The sequence below is a fragment of the Geodermatophilus obscurus DSM 43160 genome, from assembly GCF_000025345.1.
In the GTDB taxonomy this organism is placed as follows: Bacteria; Actinomycetota; Actinomycetes; order Mycobacteriales; family Geodermatophilaceae; genus Geodermatophilus; species Geodermatophilus obscurus.
Genome location: NC_013757.1, coordinates 5,088,584 through 5,110,827, shown reverse-complemented (window position 1 = coordinate 5,110,827; position 22,244 = coordinate 5,088,584). Strand labels below are relative to the sequence as shown.

The window sequence follows — 22,244 nt, the reverse complement described above, 5'->3', positions numbered from 1 at the left end:
GGGAGGCACGCCGTGCGCTGGATCTTCGTCAACCTGCCCGTGAGCGACCTGGCCGCGGCCAAGGTCTTCTACGGCGGCCTGGGCTTCGGCTTCGACGAGCAGTTCTCCGACGAGCGGACGGCGGCGGTCGTCGTCGCGGACAACATCGTGGTGATGTTGCTGACCCGCGACCGGTTCGCCGACTTCGTCCCGGACGGCGCGGGGATCGGGGACCCCGCGAAGGCGACCACCGTGCTCAACGCGCTGTCGGCCGAGAGCCGCCAGGAGGCCGACGACCTGCTGGCGCGGGCGCTGGCCTCCGGCGGGCGGCCGTGGCAGCCGGCGCAGGACCACGGGTTCATGTACGGGGTCAGCTTCACCGACCCCGACGGCCACGTCTGGGAGGTCGTCTGGATGGACCCCGCCGCCGTGCGGTGACCCCGCTCGTGGCGACATCGCCGATCCCGCACGCTCCCGCGATGGGGACCGTGCGGGAGCGCCGATCTCGTCCGGCAGCGGGTGATCCCACCCCCCGGTAGGGGGCTCGGGGGACGACGGTCGCTACCGTCGGCCGTGTGCCCCGCCTCGGTTACACCCTGACCATCGCGGCGGCGGGCCTGTTCGCCGTCAACGGCACGGTCTCCACCCTGGCCCTGCAGGCCGGCGTCCCGGCGCCGTGGCTGACCGCGCTGCGCTGCGGCGGGGCCGCGGTCGTCCTGCTCGCCGTCCTGGCCGTCGTCGCGCCGGGGCGGCTGCGGGTGTCCTGGCGGGACGTGCCCTTCCTGGCGGCGTTCGGCGTGGTGGGCGTCGCGCTGACCCAGTACCTGTACTACGTCGCGATCGGCCGGCTGCCGGTCGGCATCGCGCTGGTCTTCGAGATGACCGCGCCGGTCCTCATCGCGCTCTACGTGTGGCTGGTGCGCGGGGAGCGGGTCCGCCGCCGGCTGTGGGCCGCGCTGGGGCTGTCGCTCTCCGGGCTGGCCCTGGTGGCCGAGGTCTGGCGCGGCGGCGGCGGCTCGCTCGACGCGGGCGGCGTGGCCGCGGCCCTCGGGGCGGCGGTGTGCCTGGCCACCTACTACCTGATGGGGGAGCGGGGCACGAGCACCCGCGACCCGGTGGCGCTCACCTGCTGGACCTTCGTCGCGGCCGCGCTGTTCTGGGCGGTCGCCGCCCCGTTCTGGCCGTTCGACCCCGTGGTGCTGGGTACCTCCGTGCCGGTCTCCCTCGGCTCCCTCGAGGTACCGCTGTGGGTGCTGGTCTGCTGGATCGCCGTCCTCGGGGCGGTGCTGCCGTTCTGGCTGTCGCTCGCGGCGCTGCGGCACCTGCCGCCGACGACGGCCGGGCTGGTCGCCACGGTGGAGCCGGTGCTGGCCTCGGGCGTCGCCTGGCTGTGGGTGGAGCAGGTGCTGTCGGGGTGGCAGGTGCTCGGCGGCGTCGTCGTCCTCACCGGGATCGGGCTGGCGCAGACCGCCCGGACGGCGCGCCGTCCCGCGCCCGTGCCCGAGCCGGCTCCCGCGCCCGCCTGAGAGAGGACCCCGGTGAGATCGGGCCCGGGTCCGTCCCGGGTCTCGCCCTGAGCTCTCGCAGCTCACCTCGGTCGCGCCGGTCGGGGCCGCCGAGCGCCCGCTCAGCGGTGCTGGCGGCGGCTCCCCCCGTGCCAGTCCTCCTGCAGTCCGGCCTCGCCCGGGCGCACGCCGAAGGCCGGCAGCTGCGGTCGCTCCCGCAGGCTGCGCTTGAGCTCGGTGAAGCCCGGGAAGCCGGCGAGGGCGACGATGTGGTCCCACAGCACGACGGCGTCCTCCGGGCTCGGCAGCCGGCTGATGACCGGGCCGAAGAACGAGGCCCCCTCCGGCGGGCGGAACTGCAGGATCGGCGTCCCGACGTCCTTGCCGGTGAGCTGCAGCGCGGCGTCGGTCTGCGCCTGGATCTCGGCGTCCCACGACCCGTCGTCGACGGCGGCCGCGAGGTCGGCCGGCAGCCCGGCCTCGGCGAGGACCTGCTCGAGGAACGCCCGGCTGGTGGCCCGCTCGGGCGGTGGCTGGCCCGCCGGGTCCTCGAAGACGTGCCGGCCCAGGGTCGCGTAGAGCGGGTCGAGCGCCTGCGGGCCGTGCTCGGCGCGGGCGCGGGCGGCGACCCGGAGCAGGTGCAGCCCGGAGGTGTGCCCGGCCTCGTACTCGGGCGGGAACTGCGCGTCGTAGTCCACGTGCCGGTTGAGCAGCCGCAGCGAGATCAGCCGCCACTCGACGCGGTACTCGCGCTGCTCGGCGACCATCCGCACCCACTTGCTGGTCATCCAGGCGAAGGGGCAGACCGGGTCGAACCAGAACAGCAGGTCGGCGTGCGGGGTCGGGCTGCTCACCGGTGCAGGGCCTCCTCGATCGCGTGCCGGACCTCGGGGGCGTCCGGCTGGGTCATCGGGCGGAACCGGGCCACGACCTCGCCGTCGGTGTCCAGCAGGAACTTCTCGAAGTTCCACTGCACGTCGCCGGCCTCACCGGAGGCGTCCGGCGCCTCGCTGAGCCGCTGGAACAGCGGGTGCGCACCCGGGCCGTTGACGTCGAGCTTCTCCGTCATGGGGAAGGTGACGCCGTAGGTCGCCGAGCAGAACCCGGCGATCTCCTCGGCCGTGCCCGGCTCCTGGCCGGCGAACTGGTTGCACGGCACCCCGACGACCGTGAGGCCCCGGGCGCCGTACTCCCGCTGCAGCGCCTCCAGCCGGGTGTACTGCGGGGTGAGGCCGCACCGGCTGGCGACGTTCACCACGAGGGCGGCGCCGCCACGGGTCAGGGCCCGGAGGGTGGTCGGCTCGCCCTGGAGGGTGGTCAAGGGGGTGTCCAGCAGGCCGCTCACGTCGTCTCCTCGGCTCAATCCAGGCCGCTCAGGTCGTCGGGGACGTCGACCGCGTGCTGCCGCAGCGCCTCGAGCGGCACGACCTCCAGCGCCCGGGCGTTGGTGGCGGCCAGGACGACGCCCGATGCGGCGCCGGCCTGGTAGGCCTGCATCCACCGCACGGCCACCACGCACCAGCGGTCCCCGGGGCGCAGGCCGGGGAAGCCGTACTCCGGCCGCGGGGTGGACAGGTCGTTGCCCAGCCGGCGCTGCAGGTCCAGGAACTCCGCCGAAACGACGGCGCACACGGTGTGGCTGCCGACGTCCTCGGGGCCGCTGCTGCAGACGCCGGTGCGGTAGTAGCCGGTGAGCGGGTCCGTGCTGCAAGGCTGCAGCAGACCGCCGAGCACGTTGCGCTCGACGTCCGCCTCCGGCTCGCTCATGGGAGTCCATCTTGCTGCGGGCAGCCCGTGCGCGCTCTCCGGCCCCCGGCGCGGTTCGTGCACGCCTCGTGGACCCACCGGCCGAGATTCGCGGTACGTGCACCACCGGTGCTCTACGACAGGCCGCCGCGGGGGTGGCAAGGTGCTGCTGTGAGCGCTGACACGTCTGTCGAACCGGAGGTCCTCTGGCGGCCCACGCCCGAGTCGATCCGGGCCACCCGCCTCGCCCAGTTCGCCGACCGGGTGGCCACCCGGCGCGGGATCGACTTCGGCGACCCGCCGGACTACGACGCGATCTGGCGGTGGTCGGTCGAGCACCTCGACCAGTTCTGGGCCGAGGTGGCCGACTGGTCCGGCGTGCTGCCCGGCGTCCCCGACGACCGGGTGCTCACCCGCCGTCAGATGCCCGGCGCCGAGTGGTTCCCCGGGACGACGGTCAACTACGCCGAGCAGGCGCTCCGGCACGCGGACGAGGGCGCCGTCGACCCGGGCAGCCCCGCGCTGATCGCCGTCGCCGAGGACACCGAGCCCGTCGAGACCACCTGGGCGCAGCTCCGCGGACAGGTCGGGGCCTTCGCCGCTACGCTGCGCCGGCTCGGCGTGCAGCGCGGCGACCGGGTGGCCGGCTACCTGCCCAACGTCCCCGAGGCGGTCGTCGCGTTCCTCGGCGCCGCCGCCGTGGGCGCGGTGTGGTCCTCGTGCGCGCCGGACTTCGGCACCCGCAGCGTCCTGGACCGCTTCGCCCAGATCGAGCCCACCGTGCTCGTCGCCGTCGACGGCTACCGGTTCAACGGCAAGGAGTACGACCGCCGCGACGTCGTCGCCGAGCTGCGGACGGCGCTCCCCGGCGTCCGCGCGACGATCGCCGTCCCCCGGCTGTTCCCCGACGAGCTGCCCGACGGCGCGATGAGCTGGGCCGACGCGGTCGCCGACACCCAGGAACCGGTCTTCGAGCCGCTGCCCTTCGACGCCCCGCTGTGGATCGTCTACTCCTCGGGCACGACCGGGCTGCCCAAGGGGATCGTGCACGGCCACGGCGGCGTCGTCCTCGAGCAGCGCAAGCAGGCCGGCCTGCACATGGACATCGGGCCCGGCGACCGCTTCTTCTGGTACGCCTCCACCGCCTGGATCATGTGGAACATCTCGACGTCGGCGCTGCTGTGCGGTGCCACGGTCGTCGTGTACGACGGGGCGCCCGCGTACCCCGCGGTCGACGCGCAGTTCGCCCTCGCCGCGCGGACCGGCATGACCTACCTGGGCACCAGCGCCGGCTATCTCACCGCCTGCGAGAAGGCCGGCATCCGGCCGGGGGAGACCCACGACCTGGCGGCGCTGCGGTCCATCGGCTCCACCGGCTCACCGCTGCCGGCCTCGGCCTTCTCCTGGGTCTACGACGCCGTGGGGCCCGACGTCTTCCTCGGCTCGCTGTCCGGCGGCACCGACGTGGCCACCGGCTTCATCGGCAGCTCGCTGCTGCTGCCGGTGACCGCCGGTGAGCTGCAGCGGCCGATGCTCGCCGTCGCCGCGGCCGCCTGGGACGAGGAGGGCCGGCCGGTCACCGAGGAGCTCGGCGAGCTGGTGATCACCGAGCCGATGCCCACGATGCCGCTGTACTTCTGGAACGACCCCGACGGCACCCGCTACCGCGAGGCCTACTTCGAGCCCTGGCCCGGCGTCTGGCGGCACGGCGACTGGATGGAGATCACCGAGCGCGGCACCTGCATCATCACCGGCCGCTCGGACTCCACGCTCAACCGCGGCGGCGTCCGCATGGGGACGGCGGACATCTACGCCGCCGTCGAGTCGATCCCGGAGGTCCTCGACTGCGTCGTCCTCGGCGTGGAGCAGCGCGACGGCGGCTACTGGATGCCGCTGTTCGTCCAGCTGGCGGACGGCGAGGAGCTGACCGACGAGCTCATCGGCCGCATCAAGGCCGCGATCCGCAGCCAGGCCAGCCCGCGGCACGTGCCCGACGAGGTGCTCGTCGTCCCCGCCGTGCCGCACACCCGCACCGGCAAGCGGCTGGAGGTCCCGCTCAAGCGGCTCTTCCAGGGCGTCGACCCGGCCAGGGCCCTCAACGTCGGCGCGGTCGACGACCCCGCCGCGGTCGACCACTACGTCCGGCTGGCCCGGGAGCGCGGGGCGCGCTGATGTCCGCACCCACCCCGCTGGGTGCGACGAACCCGTGGCGATCAGCGCTCGATGGGCACGGGTTCGTCGCACTCGGCGCACGTCCCGGCGAAGCGCCCCACCGCCCGGCCGGGCTGAGGGGACGGCTCAGGAGCGGAACGGTCCGCGCAGCACCGCCCACTGCAGCAGCATGATCGTCTTGGCGTCGGCGATCCTGCCGTCGTCGACCATGGCCAGCGCCTCGTCGACGTCCAGCTCGAGCACCTCGATGTCCTCGCCATCCTCGGCGAGCCCGCCACCGCCCGACACCCGGTCGGCCGGGGTGCAGGGCGCGGCGAAGAAGGAGAGCCGCTCGGTCACCGACCCCGGGCTCATGAAGACGTCGAACACGTGCTCCAGCGCGCCCACCGCCACACCGAGCTCCTCGGCGGCCTCCCGGCGGATCGCGGAGGCGGGGTCCTGGTCGTCGAGCAGCCCGGCGGGGCCTCGACCAGCATCCCGTCGGGGGAGCCGTTGACGTAGGCGGGGAAGCGGAACTGCCGGGTGAGCAGCACCGTCCGCCGCGCGGTGTCGTAGGGCAGCAGGGTCGCGCCGTTGCCGCGGTCGTAGGTCTCCCGCCGCTCGGTGGTCCACCGGCCGTCGCGGCGGCGCTGCTCGAACGTCGTCCGCCGGAGCACGTGCCAGCCGCTGGCGAGCAGCTCCACGTCGCGGACGACGACGTCCGGGTTGCCGGTGAGGTCACGGCCCACGCGGTCCAGCCCGGTCCGTCCCCGGGCGTCGGGGACGTCGACGCCCGGCACGCCCACGGTGGTCACCGCGCCACCGCCGGCACCTCGTCGGCGCTGGTGTAGACCGCGGCGCCCCGGGCGCGGGCCAGGGCGACCATCTCGTCGGACCCGGCCGAGGCGCCCGGCAACCGGAGGACGGCGTCCACCCGGGCCACCAGCCGCCGTCCCATCGGGTGGAACACCTCGTCGAACGCGGCGTCTCCCACCCGCGCCGACCCGGCCAGCGCGGCCAGCGGGAGCGCGAGGTCCTCCCCGTTGACGGCGAGGTGACCGGCGCGGAAGAGCTCCAGGCAGGCGCGCTGGATGGCCCGGTGGTTGGCCGCGATGAGGTCGGGGTCGTCGCCGGTGCCCCCGCGGTAGGGGCCGGCCACCAGGATCATCAACGGGTCCGGCACGGTCATGCGCACAGCACCTCCACGTGGGCGTTCTCGAGGGCGGCGAGGGTGTCCTGCGCCGCGGGGGTGAGCTGGGGGTCGCGGGCGCTGCGGTCGGTGACCAGCCGTCCGACCGCGTCCAGCGGGGCGACCGAGGCGAAGGCGCGGACGCCCAGCTTCGAGGCGTCGGCCACGACGAGGCTGCTGCGGGCCTGCTGCAGGGCGACCTGCTTGACCGCGGCGTCCTCGAGCGTGAACTCCGACCAGCCGGCCTCGGCGCTGACCGCCCCGATCGACATGACGAACAGGTCGAAGGTGAGCTGCCGCAGCACCGTGGCGGTGAGCGGCCCGGCCAGGCTGCGCTCGCCGGGCCGGGACTCACCGCCCACGACCAGCAGCCGGACGCCGGGCCGGTCGGCCAGGGCGTCGGCCACGGGCAGGCTGAGGACGGCGACGGTGAACGGTCCCTCGCCGGCGGCGGCGCGGCCGGCCAGCGCCCGGGCGACGTGCACGGTCGTCGTCCCGGCATCGAGCAGGACGGTCGCGCCCGACTCGACCAGCGCGGCGGCGGCCCGGCCGATCCGGTCCTTGAGGCCCGCCTGCCAGCCGGCGCGGGCGGCGAACCCGGCGGCGCTCTCCGGCTCGGCGACGGCGACCGCGCCGCCGCGCACGCGCTCGACCAGACCGCGCGCCTGCAGGGTGTCGAGGTCGCGGCGCACGGTCATCTCGGAGACGCCCAGCCGGGACGCGAGGTCGGTCAGCGACGCCCGGCCGGCGTTGCGGACCAGGCGGAGCGTCACGTCGAGGCGGTCGGTCACGGCGACAGTTCTACCAGGCACATGTGAGATACGTGAAGTACTTGTGAAGTCGGTTGGCTGAGTGCCCCGTCACTCCTGCCCCGGTGTGCCGTGCGGCGTCCCGCGGCCAGCCGCAGGGTGGACCGAGATCGCCTGCCGCCCAGGAGAGGCCCCACGACAATGACGTCGACCCAGGACCGCCCCACCGAGCTGCTCGAGCTCCCGCCGCCCGCCCTGCTGCCGCCCTGGCACACGCCGGATCGCGAGGCGCTGCAGCTGCAGGCCCGTCGCTTCGCCATGGACGAGGTGCTGCCGGTCGCCAACGAGCTCGATCCGCAGAAGGGCCTGATCCCGGCGGCCCTGCTGGCCCGGCTGGCCGAGCTCGGGTACTTCGGCATCACCGTCCCGGCCGAGCACGGCGGGCTGGGCCTGGGCGCCTTCGAGTACTGCACCGTCAGCGACCGCCTGCTCCCTCGCTCGCCCCTCGCCTGACGCCGCGGGAGGCGGGATCGGGCCGGCCACCCGACCGTCCTTGCTCTCCTCCCGATAACCACGTGCCCGCTGTCGGTGTCCTCCGCGAGCATGGGGGTCCGGGCGCCGACGGCGCGCCCGCCGACGACGGAGGGGGAGATGGCCGGCCTGCCGCGCGCGCTCGCGCCCCTGCGCTCCCGGGACTACCGCCTGCTGGCCTCGTCCATGGGCCTGTCGCTGTTCGCGCAGGGCCTGTGGACCGTGGCGCTGGTCTGGCAGGTCGTGGACCTCGGCGGCGGCCCCGGCGCGCTCTCCCTGGCCACCTCGCTGCAGGCCGCCGGCATGCTGGCCAGCACGCTGGTCGGCGGCGCGCTGGCCGACCGGGTGCCGCAGCGGCGCATCCTGCTCGGCGTCGCCCTGCTGCAGACGGCAGCGGTCGGGTCGGTGGCGCTGCTGTCGCTGGCCGGTGCCCTCGCGCTCGGGCCGCTGGCCGCGGCGTCCCTGGCCGGCGGGGTCGCGACGGGGCTGTACTACCCGGCCTACTCGGCGCTGGTGCCCGGCGTCGTCCCGCCCGGCGAGCTGCTCGCGGCCAACGGCCTGGAGGGCGTCGTCCGCCCGGCGCTGGCGATGGCCGCCGGCCCCGCGGTCGGCGGCCTGCTGGTAGCGCTCCTCTCGCCGGGCGCGGCGCTGCTGGCGACGGCGCTGACCTCGGCTGCCGCGGCCGCGTGCGTGGCGGCGCTGCCGACGCTGCCGGTCCGCCGCGAGGGCGAGCACCCGGGGCTGCTGACCGACGTCCGCGAGGGCGTGGCCTACATGGTGGGCACGCCCTGGCTGCTGGCCACGCTGCTGTTCGCCTCGCTGATGGTGCTGCTGATCATGGGCCCGTTCGAGGTCCTGGTGCCCTTCGCGGTCCGGGACCGGGCCGGCGGTGGGCCCGCCGAGCACGCCTGGGTGCTGGCCGCCTTCGGCATCGGCGGCGCCCTGGGGTCGGCCGTCGTCGCCTCGCTGCGGCTGCCGCGCCGCTACCTCACGGTGATGAACCTGCTGTGGGGCGCCGGCTGCGTGCCGCTGGTCGTCTTCGGCGCGACCTCGCAGCTGTGGGTGATGATCGCGGCGGCCGGGCTGCTCGGGGCGGCGTTCGAGGCCGGCACCGTCATCTGGGGGACGCTGCTGCAGCGGCGGGTGCCTCCGGCGCTGCTCGGGCGGGTGTCGAGCCTCGACTTCTTCGTCTCGCTGGCGTTCATGCCGCTGTCGATGGCGCTGGCCGGTCCGGTCAGCCAGTCGCTCGGCCTGACCGGCACGTTCCTGCTGGCCGGGCTGGTGCCGCCGGTGCTCGCCGTCGTCGCCGTCCTGGCGTGGCGGCTGCCCGCCGACGAGCTCGCCCACCCGCTGGACGAGCCCGAGGTAGCCGAGCCGGTCGCCGCCCCGGCCTGAGCGCAGGTCGGTGCGGGGGTCGACGAGCGCCGGCAGGGCCCCGGTCGCGGCCCATCGCCGGGCGTCGTCCGGCCCGGTGCCGTGGAGGGCGGCCGACTCGTGTTCCGGGAGGAGGTGGCCGCTGGCGGTTCCGCCTCCCTGACGGGGCGAGGACCTCACCTGGCACTGCACGGCAGGCTCACCACGGTCGTCTCTCCCGTAGCTCCGGCGCTGAGTGCAGGAGCACTCAGCGCCGGAGCTGCGTGGGGAGGGGAGTGCCGACCGCCTCAGGCGCTCCGCGGGCGCAGCACCCGTGCCTCCCACGGCCGCAGGACGGCGGGGTCACCCTCGTCGGTCAGGTTCCCGAGCATCAGCTCGGCCCCGGCGGCCTCGGGCAGCAGCTCGCCCAGCGGGTGCGTCGAGGCGCCGAGGTTGCAGACGACGAGCAGCGTCGCGCCGTCCAGGCTGCGGGTGAAGGCGTACAGCTCGTCGTGCTCGGGCAGCAGCATGGTGAAGTCACCGAGCGCGACCACCGGGTCGTCGTGCCGCAGCGCGATCAGCCGCTTGTGGTGGGCGAACACCGAGGTGGGGTCGGCGCGCTGGGCCTCGGCGTTCCACTCGGTGGAGTCGGGGTTGACCGGGATCCACGGCGTGCCGGTGGTGAAGCCGGCGGACGGCGAGGCGTCCCACTGCACCGGCGTGCGCGCGTTGTCCCGGCTCATCCGGCGCAGCACGACCAGCACCGTCTCCGGGTCCTCGCCGTGCGCGACCGCCTGCGTGAAGTGGTTGAGCGACTCGACGTCCCGGAAGTCGTCGATGCTGTCGAACGGGGCGTTGGCCATCCCCAGCTCCTCGCCCTGGTAGACGTAGGGCGTCCCGCGGTGCAGGTGCAGCAGGGTGGCCAGGCAGGTCGCGGAGTCGCGGCGGTACCGGGGCGAGTCATCGCCGAAGCGCGAGACGGCGCGCGGCTGGTCGTGGTTGTCCCAGTAGAGGGAGTTCCAGCCGACGTCGGCCAGCCCCGTCTGCCAGCGGCCGAAGGAGGCCTTGAGGTCGCGCATCCGCAGCGGCCGCGGGCGCCACTTGGACTCGTCGAAGTCCAGGCCGACGTGCTCGAACTGGAACACCATGTCCACCTCGGCCCGCGCCGGGTCGGTGAACAGCCGCGCCTGCTCCACGGTCACGCCGGGCATCTCGCCCACGGTCAGCAGCCGGTCGGACCGCCCGGCGAAGACCTCGCGGTGCATCTCCTGCAGGAACTCGTGGATCCGTGGCCCGCAGAGGAAGGACGCCGTCCCGTCGCCGTAGGGCGGGCCAGGCAGCGGGGGCCCGTCGCGCAGCGAGCCGTCCGGGGCGACGTCCTTGCTGATCATGTTGATGACGTCCATGCGGAAGCCGTCGACGCCGCGGTCGAGCCAGTTCCGCATCATCGCGTACACCGCCTGGCGGACCTCGGGGTTCTCCCAGTTCAGGTCCGGCTGCTCGCGCGCGAACAGGTGCAGGTAGTACTCGCCGCCGGCCTCGTCGAGCTCCCAGGTGGGCCCGGAGAAGTACGAGTGCCAGTTGGTCGGCTCGGCGCCGGGCTGCCCGGCCGTTCTGCCCGCGCGCGGCGGCCGCCACCAGTACCAGTCGCGCCTCGGAGACGTCCGCGACGCCCTGCTCTCCTCGAACCACGGGTGCTGGTCGCTGGTGTGGTTGACCACCAGGTCCATCACCAGCTTCATCCCACGCTCGTGCAGGGCGGTGATCAGCTCGTCGAGCTGCGCCAGCGAGCCGAACAGCGGGTCGACGTCGGTGTAGTCGCTGATGTCGTAGCCGTTGTCGGCCTGCGGCGAGGGGTAGATCGGTGAGAGCCAGACGACGTCGACGCCCAGGTCGGCGAGGTGGTCGACGCGCTGCAGGATCCCGCCGAGGTCGCCGATCCCGTCGCCGTCGGAGTCCTGGAACGAGCGCGGGTAGACCTGGTAGACGACGGCGCGGGTCCACCACGGGGGATCGGCGGGCATGCGCCCAGCCCAGCACGGCGTGCGGCGTCCCGCACCCGCTCCGCGCTACGGTTCGACCGTGCCTCCTGGTGTGGTGCTCGTGACCGGCGGCAGCCGCGGCATCGGCGCGGCGACCGCGCGCGCCGCGGCGGCGGCCGGGTGGTCGGTCGCTCTCACGTACCGGGACGACGAGGCCGCGGCCGCCGCCGTCGTGACCGGCATCGAGGCCGCCGGCGGGACCGCGTGCGCCGTGCGCGCCGACGTCTCGGTCGAGGACGACGTCCTGGCCGCCTTCGCCGCCGCCGCCGAGGGCCTCGGTCCGGTGACCGGGCTGGTGGCCAACGCGGGGATCGTGGGACAGCGGGCGCGGGTCGACGAGCTGACCGCGGAGCGGGTGCAGCGGATGCTGGCCGTGAACGTGCTCGGCACCGTCCTGTGCTGCCGGGAGGCGGTGCTGCGGATGTCCACCCGGCACGGCGGCTCGGGCGGGTCCATCGTGCTGGTCTCCTCGGCCGCCAGCAGGCTCGGATCGCCCGGCGAGTACGTCGACTACGCGGCCAGCAAGGGCGCCGTCGACACCCTCGGGGTCGGCCTCGCCCGCGAGGTGGCCGGGGAGGGGATCCGGGTCAACGTCGTGCGGCCCGGGATCATCGAGACGGAGATCCACGCCAGCGGCGGCCAGCCCGACCGGGTCGCGCGGGTGGGGCCGACGGTGCCGATGGGCCGGGCCGGTCGCGCGGAGGAGGTGGCCGATGCGGTGCTGTGGCTGCTCGGCGACGGTGCGGGCTACTGCACCGGCAGCCTGCTCGACGTCGCCGGCGGCCGCTGATCACTCCTCGGGTGGCGTGTGGTGGACCGCCTCGACGTTGTTGCCGTCGGGGTCCCGGAAGAAGACGCCGTAGTAGCCGGGGTGGTACTCCGGCCAGACCCGCGGCTCGTGCAGCACCTCGGCGCCCTGAGCCCGGACGAGCGCGAACACCTCGTCCACCGCCTCCCGCGACGGCGCCCGCAGCGCCAGGTGCACCGGCCGCTCGGTGCCCTCGGCCAGCGGGCTGAGCCACAGCTGCGGGAACCCGTCAGGCCCGCAGATCCCCACCACGGGGCCACCCGGCGTCTCGTACCGCATCGCTTCCCGCAGGCCCGCCGGCGCGAACACCGTGGTGTAGAAGGCCACGGCGGCCGGGACGTCGGCGGACTGCAGCCCCAGGTGGTCGATCACGCCGCCGGACCGTAGTCCGCCCGGCGACCCGGGGGAACCGCTGTTTGGATGGGAGCCGACCGTCGGGACCCACCCGGCACCGATCCCCTGGAGAACCGATGGCCGAGCCCACCCGCCCCGACGTCGAGCCGCCGACCGGCCCCGCGCCCGACGACCTGGTGATCGAGGACATCACCGTCGGCGACGGTCCCGAGGCGAAGGCCGGTGACCTGGTCAGCGCCCACTACGTCGGCGTCACCCACGACGGCGGAGAGCAGTTCGACGCCTCCTGGGACCGCGGCGACCCGCTGGAGTTCCGGCTCGGCGTCGGCATGGTGATCCAGGGCTGGGACGAGGGCATGCAGGGGATGCGGGTCGGCGGCCGGCGCCGGCTGACCATCCCGCCGCACAAGGCCTACGGCGACCGTGGCGCCGGCGGGGTCATCAAGCCCGGCGCGACGCTGGTCTTCGTCGTCGACCTCGTCGGCGTGCGGTGACACCGTCGGCCTCCCGGCCGACCCCACGACCAGGTGGCGTCCCCGGCCTGCGCTGAGCCACCCGGCCGCTCGTCGGGGACCCTCTGGTCCCCACTCCGCACGCCCCGGCGGCGCGGATGTGCGGTGCGTCTTCCTCGACCCCAGCCCTGGGGACGGCCGGGCGCGGTCGGGGGCGCACCGACCGGAATGAGCCCGCGGGTGACGGGGTTGGTGCGGTCCGTGCGCATCGAGGTCTGGTCCGACGTCGTCTGTCCGTGGTGCTACATCGGCAAGCGCCGGCTGGAGGCCGCGCTGGAGCGGTTCCCCCACCGGGACGAGGTCGAGGTCGTCTGGCGGTCCTTCCAGCTCGACCCCGGCACCCCCGAGGGCGAGACCCACCGGACCCTCCCCGCGTTGGCCGCCAGGTTCGGCCGCCCGGTCGAGGACGTGCGCGGGATGATGCGGCACGTCGAGGAGACCGCCGCCGGCGAGGGCCTGCACTACGACCTGGCGAGCGGCGTCAGCGGCAACACGCTGCTGGCCCACGAGCTCATCCACCTCGCCGCGGAGCGCGGGCTCCAGGGCGCGGTGAAGGAGCGGCTGCTGCACGCGCACTTCGAGGAAGGACGCTCGGTCTTCGACGTCGACTCGCTCGCTGCGCTGGCGGTGGAGGTCGGCCTGGACGAGGCCGAGGTGCGCGCCGCGCTCACCGACCACCGGTACCGCGCGGCGGTCCTCGACGACCTCCGCACCGCCCAGGAGCTCGGGGCGACCGGCGTCCCCTTCTTCGTCGTCGACCGCAGGTACGGCGCCGCCGGTGCCCAGCCCGTCGACCTGCTGCTGCAGGTCCTGGAGCGGGCGTGGGCCGACACCGCGCGGTCAGGTCAGCAGGTCGCAGGCCGCCCGTAGCGCTCGCTCGGCACCGGCCGCCATGTCCCGGACGACGTCGGCCGCCGGGCGCTCCGCGGTGACCAGGCCGACCGACTCCCCGGCGTAGAGCGGCGCCGCGGAGAGGTCACCGGTCCGGCGCGCCTCCTGCACCCTGCGGGCGGCCTCGGCGTCCGCCGCGAGCTCGGCCTCCCGGCCGTGCCACTCACGGCTGAAGGCGTTGGCCACCGCCCGTCCCGGCCAGCGCTCGGGCCAGGCGAGCCGCTGCGCCACGTCGAACGCCCGGGTTAGCACGGTGTCCTCGCCGGTGGCCGCACAGACGCGGGCCCGGGCGGCGGGGGAGTTGAGCCCCTCGGGGCAGGCGAGCAGCGGCGTGCCGATCCACACCCCGGCGGCGCCGGCGGCCAGGGCCGCGGCCATGCCTGCCCCGGTCGCGATGCCGCCGGCGGCGAGGACCGGGCGGTCGGCCAGGGTCAGCACCTCCTGCAGCAGCGGCAGGGTGGCCCGGTGCCCGGTGTGCCCGCCGGCCTCGGTGCCCTGGGCGACGAGCAGGTCCACCCCGGCCGCCTGCGCCCGCCGGACGTCGTCGGCGGTGTTCACCTGCGCGGCGACGGCGATGCCCGCATCGTGCAGCCGCGCGGCGGCGGGTGCAGCGTCGCCGAAGGAGACCGACACCAGCGCCGGGCCCGCGGCGATCGCCGCGTCGAGCAGGTCGGGGCGCTCGGCCAGCGCCCAGGCCATGAGACCGATGCCGAACGGCAGGCCGTCGGCCGCGGGGATGGCCGCCTGCTCGGCGACGAAGTCGGTCGTGGCGGCGTTGCCGATGCCGATCATCCCGAGGCCGCCGCCGAGCGAGACGGCCCGGGCCAGCGCACCCCCGGCCACACCGGCCATCGGTGCCCCGACGACCGGTGCGGCCAGGGAGAAGGTGCGGGTCAGCGGTGTGCGGATCACGCCGCCATCGTGCCCGCTGACGGTCCCGAGCGGCCCCCTGCAGGGTCCCGCCGGCCGCGTCCAGGGTCCCGCCCCGAGCTTGCGAGGGATGGGGAGGACGGGGTCCTTCCACGAGAGGCGGGGGCAGGGGGCCCTGCCACTACTGGGTCGCGGGTCCGCCCTGCTCGGTGCCGGAGATCTGCCGCAGGAACTCGTGGCAGCGCCGCGCCCGCGCGGAGTCCTGCTCCATGACCTCGCGGAAGAAGGCCGCGATGTCCTGCAGCCCGGCGTTCTCCGCGTCGCGGACGTACTGGCCGTAGTCGTGCCCGGCCTTGAGCGAGTGGTACTGCACGGAGATGAGGTCGTAGGTCACGTCCTCGAAGCCGGTCTCACCGGTGGCCATCGCGGTCCTCCTCGCTGGGAACTGTGGGGTCCCGATGGGTGCCCGGTCGGCGGGTCCTGAAACGGACCGCCCGGTCTCAGCCGCGCGGGGCGTCGGAGAAGGCGCCGCCGGTCACGTCGCCACCGCCGGCGTCGTCGGCCGCGTCCCGGCCGGCGGTCAGGTCGTCCTCGGTCAGTTCGTCCTCGCCGGTCGACACGGCGTCGTCCTCGGTCAGTTCGTCCTCGCCGGTCGACACGGCGTCGTCCTCGGTCGAGGCGAGGTCCCCGCCCTGCCCGTACGCGCCGGGGTCGGCCTGCAGGGTGCGGGGGTCGTTGAGCGGGTCCGGGACGTCGGGGTCGGTGACCGTCATGCGTCCCCGGTTCCCGGCGGGGTCGCGCGCCAACCCCTGGCCGAATGCGTAACCAGTGTGTTACGCATGCCGGGTGGAGGCGCTCGCGGCGCTCGCCGACCCGACCCGGCGCGAGCTGGTCGCCCTGCTGGCGCGGGGCGAACTGGCCGCCGGCGAGCTCGCCGAGCGGTTCCCGGTGAGCCGGCCGGCGATCAGCCGGCATCTGCGCGTGCTGCGCGAGGCCGGGCTGGTCCGCAGCCGGGTCGAGGGGCGCCGGCGGCTCTACGCGCTCGACCCGCGCCCGCTGCGGGAGCTCGACGACTGGCTGGAGCCCTACCGCGACCTGTGGGCCCGGCGGTTCGACGCACTGGACACCGAGATGGCCCGCGGCCGACGGGCCCGCAGGAGTGGAGAGACGCCATGACCCAGCAGGACGCCCTGTCCGACGCGATGGCCCGCCGCGGTGTCGTCACCACCGAGGACGACGGCCGGCAGCGCCTGGAGTTCCGGCGCTCCTGGCCGGACCCGGTCGAGGACGTGTGGTCGGCGCTCACCGAGCCCGACCGGCTGTCCCGCTGGATCGGCACCTACGACGGCGAGCGTGCACCCGGCGGTACCGGCACCTTCACGATGACCCACGAGGACGAGCCGGCGGGTGAGACGGTGCGCATCGCCGAGTGCGACCCGCCGCGCCGGCTGGTCGTCGAGTGGGTGGGTCAGGACGACTGGTCCGTCGAGCTGGACCTGTCGGCCGAGGAGGGCCGGACGGTCCTGCGCTTCCGCCAGGTGTTCGCCGCCGACGCGGACGTCGCCGACTTCGCCGCCGGCTGGCACTGGTACCTGGACAAGTTCGACGCCGAGGTCGGCGGGCGCCCGGTCCCGCGGGACTGGGGCGACTTCGCCGTCGAGGTCGCCGGGCCGGTCTACGGGATGTCGACCGGCTCCTGACCTGGTCTCCTCGCAGGCGTTCCCGTGCTGCGGACTCCCGAGCGGGGCGACGGTGACGAGGGGGTGGCCCCCGTCTAGTGGGCTCCTGCGACCGGATCGGCCGGGCCGCCGGGGACGGCCGCACGGTCGGCGGGGGCCGGTGCACCGTCCACCCAGCCGGGTCGACGCGCAGCCCACCAGGGTCTTCTGACCCGCGGGGTAGACGTCTTATACGTAACATCTCTCACGGTTACAGTGGTCGTCCGCACCGTTAGGCTGTTCGGACCCGGAACCCCATCGGCGCCCGTGGCGCCCGGCGGCCCGGACGACAGCTGAGCAGCACGAGTACAGCGCCGGCGGGTCCCCGCCCGGTGTGCCCAGAGGATGGAGACGCCGTGACTTCAGTGGCCACCCCCGGTCTCGAGAACGCCCCCACCACGCACGCCCGGTTGCTCGCCTGGGTGCGGGAGATGGCGGAGCTGACGACGCCGGACCGGGTCGTGTGGGTCGACGGCAGCGACGAGGAGTGGGAGCGGCTCACCCAGCAGTTGGTCGACGCCGGCACCTTCACCCGTCTGGACGCGAAGCCCAACTCGTTCTGGTGCGCCTCGGACCCCAGCGACGTCGCGCGCGTCGAGGACCGCACCTTCATCTGCTCGGTCGACGAGGCCGACGCCGGGCCCACCAACAACTGGATGGACCCGGCCGAGATGAAGTCGATCATGACCGAGCTGTACCGCGGGTGCATGCGCGGCCGGACGATGTACGTCATCCCGTTCTGCATGGGCCCGGTCGAGGCCGAGAACCCGATGTTCGGCGTCGAGCTGACCGACTCCGAGTACGTCGTGGTCTCGATGCGGGTCATGGCCCGCATCGGCAGCTACGTCCTCGAGGCGTTGGGCACCGACCGGCCGTTCGTGCCGGCGATGCACTCCCTCGGCGCCCCGCTCGACGAGGGCCAGCAGGACGTGCCGTGGCCCTGCAGCGACACCAAGTACATCGTGCACTTCCCCGAGGAACGGGCCATCTGGTCCTACGGCTCGGGCTACGGCGGCAACGCCCTGCTGGGGAAGAAGTGCTACTCGCTGCGCATCGCCTCCGTGATGGCGCGCGACGAGGGCTGGCTCGCCGAGCACATGCTGATCCTCAAGCTGACCAGCCCGCAGCAGAAGACCTACTACATCGCCGCGGCCTTCCCCTCCGCCTGTGGCAAGACCAACCTGGCCATGCTCGAGCCGACCATCCCGGGATGGAAGGTCGAGACCCTCGGCGACGACATCGCCTGGATGCGCTTCGGCGAGGACGGCCGGCTCTACGCGCTCAACCCCGAGTTCGGCCTCTTCGGGGTCGCCCCCGGCACCGGCTGGGACACCAACCCCAACGCGATGCGCACGATCGACAAGGGCAACTCGGTCTTCACCAACGTCGCCCTCACCGACGACGGCGACATCTGGTGGGAGGGCATGACCGACGAGCCGCCGGCCCACCTCACCGACTGGAAGGGCCGGGACTGGACGCCGGACAGCGACGAGCCCTCCAGCCACCCGAACAGCCGGTTCTGCACGCCGATCACCCAGTGCCCGATCCTGGCGCCGGAGTACACCGACCCGAAGGGCGTGCCGATCTCGGCGATCCTCTTCGGCGGCCGCCGCAAGACCACGATCCCGCTGGTCAGCGAGGCCCGGGACTGGAACCACGGCGTCTTCATGGGCGCGACGCTCTCCTCGGAGACCACCGCCGCCGCCACCGGTGCGGTCGGCGTGGTCCGCCGCGACCCGTTCGCCATGCTGCCGTTCATCGGCTACAACGCCGGCGACTACTTCCGCCACTGGGTCGAGACCGGCAAGGCCCACGACGCCTCCAAGCTGCCGCGGATCTTCTACGTGAACTGGTTCCGCCGCGACGAGGACGGCGGCTTCCTGTGGCCGGGCTTCGGCGAGAACAGCCGGGTCCTCAAGTGGGTCGTCGAGCGGCTCGAGGGCACCGCGGCGGCCGAGGAGACCGCGGTCGGCCACGTGCCGACGCCGGACTCGCTGGACATCTCCGGGCTCGACCTGACCCGCGAGCATGTGGAGAAGGCCCTCGCCGTCGACAAGGACGAGTGGCGCGCCGAGCTCCCGCAGATCACCGAGTGGTTCGAGAAGTTCGGCGACAAGCTCCCCAGCACCATGTGGGACGAGCTCGCCATCCTGGAGCACCGGCTCGCCTAGAGCCGGCCGCGCCGGCTCCTCCGAGCCGGCCCCGCAGGGCCCCGCACCGGTCAACGGCGACCGGCGCGGGGCCCTGCGCCGTTCCGGGGCGGGGCGCGCGACCGGCCCTGCGCCGCCGGGCCGCCACTGGGGGGGTCGGTTAGCGTGGGTCGTCGGACCGGAGCCCCCTCACCTGAGACGACAGGTCGCCATCCCGTGCCCAACCCGTACCTGCACGTGCTCCGCACGCCCCACGCACTGCCGATGGTGCTGGCCGCCTTCGTGGGGCGGTTGCCGCTGTCGATGGTCGGGCTCGGCTCGGTCCTGCTCATCGCCTCCGAGACGGGCAGCTACGGGCTGGGCGGGGCGGTCGCCGCGACCGGGGCCGTCACCACGGCGATCTCCGGTCCGCTGCTGGGGCGGTGGGCGGACACCCACGGCCAGCGCCGCACGCTGCTGCCGGTGCTGGTCGTGTTCGTGGCCGCGGGGTGCGTGTTCCTGCCGGCGGTCAAGGAGGACTGGCCGCGCTGGATCCTGTTCGCCTCGGCGGGACTGGCCGGCGCCTGCATCCCGCCGGTGGCCTCGATGATCCGGGTCCGCTGGACCCACCTGCTCCGCGGCACGCACCGGCTGCCGGCGGCGCTGGCGATGGAGTCGGTGGTCGACGAGTTCGTCTTCATCGTCGGCCCGGTGCTGGTCACCTTCCTGTCCACGACCGGGCACGCCACCTCCGGTGTGGTCACCGCCTTCGTCCTCGCCGTCGTCGGCAGCCTGCTGTTCGCCGCCCAGGGCCGCACCGAGCCGCCGCCGCACGGGCACGCCGCCCGCAGCGGCCCGTCGGCCATCCGCACGCCCGGACTCCGGGTGCTGTTCGTCGTCGGGGCCGCCGTGGGCGCGATCCTCGGCAGCCTGGAGATCGCGCTGGTCGCCTTCGCCGACCAGGCGGGTGCCATGCCGCTGTCCGGCGTGCTCATCGCGGCGCTGGCGCTCGGGTCCATGGCCAGCGGCATCGGGTGGGGGAGCGTGCACTGGCGGTACCCGCTGCGCCACCGGCTGGTCGTCGTCCTCGCCGTGCTCACCGTGCTGAGCCTGCCGCTGGCGCTGGTGCGCGGCGTCTGGCTCATGATCCCGTTCGTGGTGCTCGCGGGGCTCGCCGTCTCCCCGTCGCTGATCAGCTCGTTCACCCTCGCCGAAGTCCTGGTCCCGCGCTCGGCGACCACGGAGGCGTTCACCTGGATCGGCACCGCCCTGGGCCTCGGGGTCGCCCTCGGCTCCTCGGCCGCCGGCAAGCTGGTCGACGTGACCGGGGCCAGCTCCGCGTTCTGGGTGGCCACCGTCGCCGCCGCCGTCGCCACGGTGGTCGTCGCGGTCACCCAGCGGCTGCTGCACGTGCCGGCCGAACACGCCGCCGAGCCGGCGATGGCACGGTGACCGGGTCGAGGACGGACCCCGTGGACACCCCGACCGCTCCGCGCTCCATCGACGAGGTGCTCGCGGAGACGCGTGGGCGCCTCCACCGCCTCCAGCCGGCCGAGGCCGCGGCCCGGATGGCCGACGGCGCCCTGCTCGTCGACACCCGCCCGGTCGCCCAGCGCGAGGCCGACGGCGAGGTCCCCGGCGCCCTGGTCGTCGAGCGCAACGTGCTCGAGTGGCGCCTGGACCCGGCCAGCGACGCACGGCTGCCCGAGGCCACCGGGCACGACGTCGAGGTGATCGTGCTCTGCAACGAGGGCTACGCCTCCAGCCTCGCCGCCGACTCGCTGCGCGCCCTGGGCCTGCACCGCGCCACCGACGTCGTCGGCGGCTACCAGGCCTGGGCGGCGGCCGGGCTGCCCACCACCCGGGACGGCGCCTGACCCGGTCCCGGCCCGCCGCCGGCGGCGGCCGGCAGCTGCGCGTCCCGCCCGAGCGCCTCGGGCGCTGGCTGGACGGCGTCGCCGCCCGGCACGGCACCTTCGACGCCGTCGAACCGGTGGACGGCGGCGTCCGGGTGACCTGCGCGGACACCACCGAGGTCACCCTGCGGGCGCCCTTCGACTGGCGGCCGGGGCCGGCTGCGACGTCCCCACCCACCCCGCCGGTGCTCTCCTCGTTCACCGCGGCCGTCCGCGTACCGCACCGAGCCGCCGTCCTGCTGGTCCGCCGCGGACGGTGGGCGGTCGGGGTGTTCGACGGCGGGGACCTGGTGGTCTCCAAGGTCGACGCGCGCCAGGTCCAGGGGCGGACGGCGGCCGGCGGCTGGTCGCAGCAGCGCTTCGCCCGGCGGCGGGCCCACCAGACCGACGCGGTGGTGGGCGCCGCGGTCGAGACCGCCGTCCGGGTGCTGCTGCCGCACGCCGGCGAGGTCGAGGCGCTGTTCACCGGTGGCGACCGCGGCCTGGTGGACGACGTCCTCAGCGACCCGCGGCTGCGGAGGCTGGCCGCGTTGCGCCGCGGGTCGGCGCTGGAGGTCGGTGAGCCCACCAAGGCGGTGCTGCTGGAGACCCCGTCGCAGTTCCGCGCGGTCGAGGTCCACATCGTGGAGCCGGGCGAGCGATCGGCCTGACGAGCGGGGGCCCGGAGGGCTCCCCGAGGAGGGCCGGGTGGGGCTCAGCGCAGCCGGGGGACGGCTCCTGGCCGCGGTGTCGTCCGGTAGGAGGACGGTGTCACGGCGTGAGGACGAGGCGGATCGGGTCGCCCTCCTCGTGCGCGAGCACCTCCACGCCGCGGGCGGGCTCGCTCAGCGGCAGGGTGCCCGAGATCGACCGGGAGAGGTTCGCCGACCGTGCCGGACCAGGGACACCAGCTCCTGCACGTGCGCGGGCTCGGAGCCGTAGTGGCCGAGGATCCGCTGGCCGAAGTAGCTGAGCCGGGTGCCGTTGCGGATGCTCAGCGGCTGGTCGGTGAGCCCGACGAGGACCAGGGCGCCGTCGCGCTCCAGCGTCCGCACCGCCTGCTCGCGCACCGGCACCACCCCGGCGAAGTCGAAGGCGTACGCCAGCCCGGCACCGCCGGTCAGCTCCCGCACCCGCGCGGCGACGTCGTCCGCCGGGTCGAGGGCGAGGTCGGCGCCGAAGGCGAGCGCCCGCTCGCGCGGCCGGCACCGGGTCGACGGCGACGATCGGCGCCGCCCCGGCCAGCCGCAGCAGCTGCACGGCGTGCGCGCCGAGGCCGCCGATGCCCCAGACGCCGACCGGCTGACCGGCCCGGACGCCCGCGGTCCGCACGATCGAGGCCCACGGCGTGGAGACCCCGTCCGGCACGATGCAGGCCTGCTCCAGCGGCATCCCGTCCGGCACCGGCACGAGCGTGCCGACCGTGGCCAGCGCGTACTCGGCCCAGCCCCCGTCGTAGTCGACACCCCGGGTGTGCATCCAGCCGTCCTTCTCCTCGCCGGCCTGCAGCAGCACCCGCTGCCCCACGGTCGCACCGGTCATCCCGTCCCCCAGCTCGGCGACGGTGCCGGCCACCTCGTGGCCGAGGGTCACCGCGTCGCCGGCGAGGAACAGCGGGCTGAGCTGCCCTTCGATCAGGTGGACGTCGGACAGGCAGATGCCGGCGGCGGCCACCCGGACCAGCACCTCGCCGGGGCCCGGGGAGGGCTTGGGCACCTCCTCGACCGCGAGGTCGCGGGTGCGCACGTCCAACCGTCCGGAGAGCATCGCCTCGGGCACGACCCCTTCCTCCCCGCCCCCCGCCGCGAGTAACGTCCTCCGA

27 protein-coding genes and 1 pseudogene are annotated in these 22,244 nt (G+C 74.8%); 14 read left to right on the top strand and 14 right to left on the bottom strand.

Annotated elements, in window-relative coordinates:
- The first annotated feature begins 12 nt into the window (after positions 1 to 12).
- Positions 13 to 417, top strand: a complete 405-nt coding sequence (locus tag GOBS_RS24000; RefSeq protein ID WP_012950851.1) for a VOC family protein — start codon at positions 13 to 15, stop codon at positions 415 to 417.
- 137 nt (positions 418 to 554) lie between these two features.
- Positions 555 to 1,505 (top strand): EamA family transporter, encoded by a 951-nt coding sequence (locus tag GOBS_RS23995; RefSeq protein WP_012950850.1) that lies wholly within the window; start codon positions 555 to 557, stop codon positions 1,503 to 1,505.
- 101 nt (positions 1,506 to 1,606) lie between these two features.
- Here the strand turns inward: GOBS_RS23995 and GOBS_RS23990 are convergent, their stop codons facing one another.
- The 3 genes from GOBS_RS23990 to GOBS_RS23980 are packed head-to-tail and all read right to left on the bottom strand — an operon-like array spanning position 1,607 to position 3,251.
- Positions 1,607 to 2,338: a mycothiol-dependent nitroreductase Rv2466c family protein gene (locus GOBS_RS23990; protein ID WP_012950849.1), complete on the bottom strand. Its 732-nt coding sequence runs from the start codon at positions 2,336 to 2,338 to the stop codon at positions 1,607 to 1,609.
- Positions 2,335 to 2,829, bottom strand: a complete 495-nt coding sequence (locus GOBS_RS23985) for a glutathione peroxidase (protein ID WP_012950848.1) — start codon at positions 2,827 to 2,829, stop codon at positions 2,335 to 2,337. The genes GOBS_RS23990 and GOBS_RS23985 overlap by 4 nt, the downstream gene beginning before the upstream one ends.
- Positions 2,830 to 2,843: 14 nt before the next feature.
- A complete protein-coding gene (locus GOBS_RS23980; RefSeq protein WP_012950847.1) occupies positions 2,844 to 3,251 on the bottom strand; it encodes a DUF2237 family protein in 408 nt (135 codons plus the stop codon).
- Positions 3,252 to 3,401: 150 nt separating this feature from the next.
- Here GOBS_RS23980 and GOBS_RS23975 point away from each other — a divergent pair, with 150 nt between their 5' ends.
- Positions 3,402 to 5,402 carry an acetoacetate--CoA ligase gene (locus tag GOBS_RS23975; RefSeq protein ID WP_012950846.1) on the top strand — a complete coding sequence of 667 codons (2,001 nt, stop codon included), beginning with the start codon at positions 3,402 to 3,404 and terminating at the stop codon, positions 5,400 to 5,402.
- A 126-nt stretch (positions 5,403 to 5,528) separates the two neighbouring features.
- On the opposite strand, the gene GOBS_RS29090 is transcribed toward GOBS_RS23975, so the two are convergent.
- From GOBS_RS29090 to GOBS_RS23960, 4 genes are read right to left on the bottom strand one after another with little or no spacing between them, the layout of a single operon-like run.
- Positions 5,529 to 5,825 carry an NUDIX hydrolase gene (locus GOBS_RS29090; RefSeq protein ID WP_243697768.1) on the bottom strand — a complete coding sequence of 99 codons (297 nt, stop codon included), beginning with the start codon at positions 5,823 to 5,825 and terminating at the stop codon, positions 5,529 to 5,531.
- Entirely contained in the window at positions 5,753 to 6,196 is a 444-nt protein-coding gene (locus tag GOBS_RS29085) for an NUDIX hydrolase (protein WP_243697769.1), read from the bottom strand. The genes GOBS_RS29090 and GOBS_RS29085 overlap by 73 nt, the downstream gene beginning before the upstream one ends.
- Positions 6,193 to 6,570, bottom strand: coding sequence for a hypothetical protein (locus GOBS_RS23965; RefSeq protein ID WP_012950845.1), 378 nt, complete (start codon positions 6,568 to 6,570; stop codon positions 6,193 to 6,195). The genes GOBS_RS29085 and GOBS_RS23965 overlap by 4 nt, the downstream gene beginning before the upstream one ends.
- Positions 6,567 to 7,361 (bottom strand): DeoR/GlpR family DNA-binding transcription regulator, encoded by a 795-nt coding sequence (locus tag GOBS_RS23960; RefSeq protein ID WP_012950844.1) that lies wholly within the window; start codon positions 7,359 to 7,361, stop codon positions 6,567 to 6,569. The genes GOBS_RS23965 and GOBS_RS23960 overlap by 4 nt, the downstream gene beginning before the upstream one ends.
- A gap of 159 nt (positions 7,362 to 7,520) precedes the next feature.
- On the opposite strand from GOBS_RS23960, the gene GOBS_RS23955 reads away from it, so the two are divergent.
- Together GOBS_RS23955 and GOBS_RS23950 are read left to right on the top strand one after the other, a co-directional pair.
- On the top strand, positions 7,521 to 7,832 hold the full coding sequence (locus GOBS_RS23955; RefSeq protein ID WP_012950843.1) for an acyl-CoA dehydrogenase family protein: 312 nt from the start codon (positions 7,521 to 7,523) through the stop codon (positions 7,830 to 7,832).
- Positions 7,833 to 7,970: 138 nt separating this feature from the next.
- Complete coding sequence (locus GOBS_RS23950) at positions 7,971 to 9,245, top strand: MFS transporter (protein ID WP_012950842.1); 1,275 nt, start codon at positions 7,971 to 7,973, stop codon at positions 9,243 to 9,245.
- A 266-nt stretch (positions 9,246 to 9,511) separates the two neighbouring features.
- On the opposite strand, the gene GOBS_RS23945 is transcribed toward GOBS_RS23950, so the two are convergent.
- On the bottom strand, positions 9,512 to 11,227 hold the full coding sequence (locus GOBS_RS23945; protein WP_012950841.1) for an alpha-glucosidase: 1,716 nt from the start codon (positions 11,225 to 11,227) through the stop codon (positions 9,512 to 9,514).
- Positions 11,228 to 11,285: 58 nt separating this feature from the next.
- Between GOBS_RS23945 and GOBS_RS23940 the strand changes: the two genes are divergently transcribed.
- Positions 11,286 to 12,035, top strand: a complete 750-nt coding sequence (locus GOBS_RS23940; protein WP_243697594.1) for an SDR family oxidoreductase — start codon at positions 11,286 to 11,288, stop codon at positions 12,033 to 12,035.
- On the opposite strand, the gene GOBS_RS23935 is transcribed toward GOBS_RS23940, so the two are convergent.
- Complete coding sequence (locus GOBS_RS23935) at positions 12,036 to 12,425, bottom strand: VOC family protein (protein ID WP_012950839.1); 390 nt, start codon at positions 12,423 to 12,425, stop codon at positions 12,036 to 12,038.
- A gap of 98 nt (positions 12,426 to 12,523) precedes the next feature.
- Between GOBS_RS23935 and GOBS_RS23930 the strand changes: the two genes are divergently transcribed.
- Both GOBS_RS23930 and GOBS_RS23925 read left to right on the top strand, forming a co-directional pair.
- Positions 12,524 to 12,901 carry an FKBP-type peptidyl-prolyl cis-trans isomerase gene (locus GOBS_RS23930; protein WP_012950838.1) on the top strand — a complete coding sequence of 126 codons (378 nt, stop codon included), beginning with the start codon at positions 12,524 to 12,526 and terminating at the stop codon, positions 12,899 to 12,901.
- Positions 12,902 to 13,120: 219 nt separating this feature from the next.
- Complete coding sequence (locus GOBS_RS23925) at positions 13,121 to 13,789, top strand: DsbA family oxidoreductase (RefSeq protein WP_049788652.1); 669 nt, start codon at positions 13,121 to 13,123, stop codon at positions 13,787 to 13,789.
- On the opposite strand, the gene GOBS_RS23920 is transcribed toward GOBS_RS23925, so the two are convergent.
- The 3 genes from GOBS_RS23920 to GOBS_RS23910 form a co-directional block, all read right to left on the bottom strand.
- On the bottom strand, positions 13,760 to 14,722 hold the full coding sequence (locus GOBS_RS23920) for an NAD(P)H-dependent flavin oxidoreductase (protein WP_012950836.1): 963 nt from the start codon (positions 14,720 to 14,722) through the stop codon (positions 13,760 to 13,762). The two genes, GOBS_RS23925 and GOBS_RS23920, sit on opposite strands and share 30 nt — an antisense overlap.
- A gap of 139 nt (positions 14,723 to 14,861) precedes the next feature.
- Positions 14,862 to 15,104: a hypothetical protein gene (locus tag GOBS_RS23915; protein WP_012950835.1), complete on the bottom strand. Its 243-nt coding sequence runs from the start codon at positions 15,102 to 15,104 to the stop codon at positions 14,862 to 14,864.
- A 76-nt stretch (positions 15,105 to 15,180) separates the two neighbouring features.
- Positions 15,181 to 15,453, bottom strand: a complete 273-nt coding sequence (locus GOBS_RS23910) for a hypothetical protein (RefSeq protein WP_012950834.1) — start codon at positions 15,451 to 15,453, stop codon at positions 15,181 to 15,183.
- Positions 15,454 to 15,526: 73 nt separating this feature from the next.
- Here GOBS_RS23910 and GOBS_RS23905 point away from each other — a divergent pair, with 73 nt between their 5' ends.
- From GOBS_RS23905 to GOBS_RS23880, 6 genes are all read left to right on the top strand, one after another.
- A complete protein-coding gene (locus GOBS_RS23905) occupies positions 15,527 to 15,856 on the top strand; it encodes an ArsR/SmtB family transcription factor (protein WP_012950833.1) in 330 nt (109 codons plus the stop codon).
- The gene (locus tag GOBS_RS23900) at positions 15,853 to 16,380 is read left to right on the top strand and encodes an SRPBCC family protein (RefSeq protein WP_012950832.1); all 528 of its coding nucleotides are present in this window, start codon (positions 15,853 to 15,855) and stop codon (positions 16,378 to 16,380) included. Before GOBS_RS23905 ends, GOBS_RS23900 begins: the two co-directional genes overlap by 4 nt.
- Before the next feature lie 374 nt (positions 16,381 to 16,754).
- Positions 16,755 to 18,569 carry a phosphoenolpyruvate carboxykinase (GTP) gene (locus GOBS_RS23895; protein ID WP_012950831.1) on the top strand — a complete coding sequence of 605 codons (1,815 nt, stop codon included), beginning with the start codon at positions 16,755 to 16,757 and terminating at the stop codon, positions 18,567 to 18,569.
- A gap of 195 nt (positions 18,570 to 18,764) precedes the next feature.
- Complete coding sequence (locus GOBS_RS23890; RefSeq protein WP_012950830.1) at positions 18,765 to 19,979, top strand: MFS transporter; 1,215 nt, start codon at positions 18,765 to 18,767, stop codon at positions 19,977 to 19,979.
- Positions 19,980 to 19,999: 20 nt separating this feature from the next.
- Complete coding sequence (locus tag GOBS_RS23885; RefSeq protein ID WP_012950829.1) at positions 20,000 to 20,404, top strand: rhodanese-like domain-containing protein; 405 nt, start codon at positions 20,000 to 20,002, stop codon at positions 20,402 to 20,404.
- On the top strand, positions 20,362 to 21,093 hold the full coding sequence (locus GOBS_RS23880) for an acVLRF1 family peptidyl-tRNA hydrolase (protein WP_041242683.1): 732 nt from the start codon (positions 20,362 to 20,364) through the stop codon (positions 21,091 to 21,093). Before GOBS_RS23885 ends, GOBS_RS23880 begins: the two co-directional genes overlap by 43 nt.
- Positions 21,094 to 21,267: 174 nt before the next feature.
- On the opposite strand, the gene GOBS_RS29885 is transcribed toward GOBS_RS23880, so the two are convergent.
- Both GOBS_RS29885 and GOBS_RS29880 read right to left on the bottom strand, forming a co-directional pair.
- Entirely contained in the window at positions 21,268 to 21,888 is a 621-nt protein-coding gene (locus GOBS_RS29885; RefSeq protein WP_424954963.1) for a zinc-binding dehydrogenase, read from the bottom strand.
- Positions 21,830 to 22,189 (bottom strand): annotated as a pseudogene (locus tag GOBS_RS29880) (alcohol dehydrogenase catalytic domain-containing protein); the annotation flags it as partial. The gene GOBS_RS29885 and the pseudogene GOBS_RS29880, both read right to left, overlap by 59 nt.
- Positions 22,190 to 22,244: the final 55 nt, after the last annotated feature.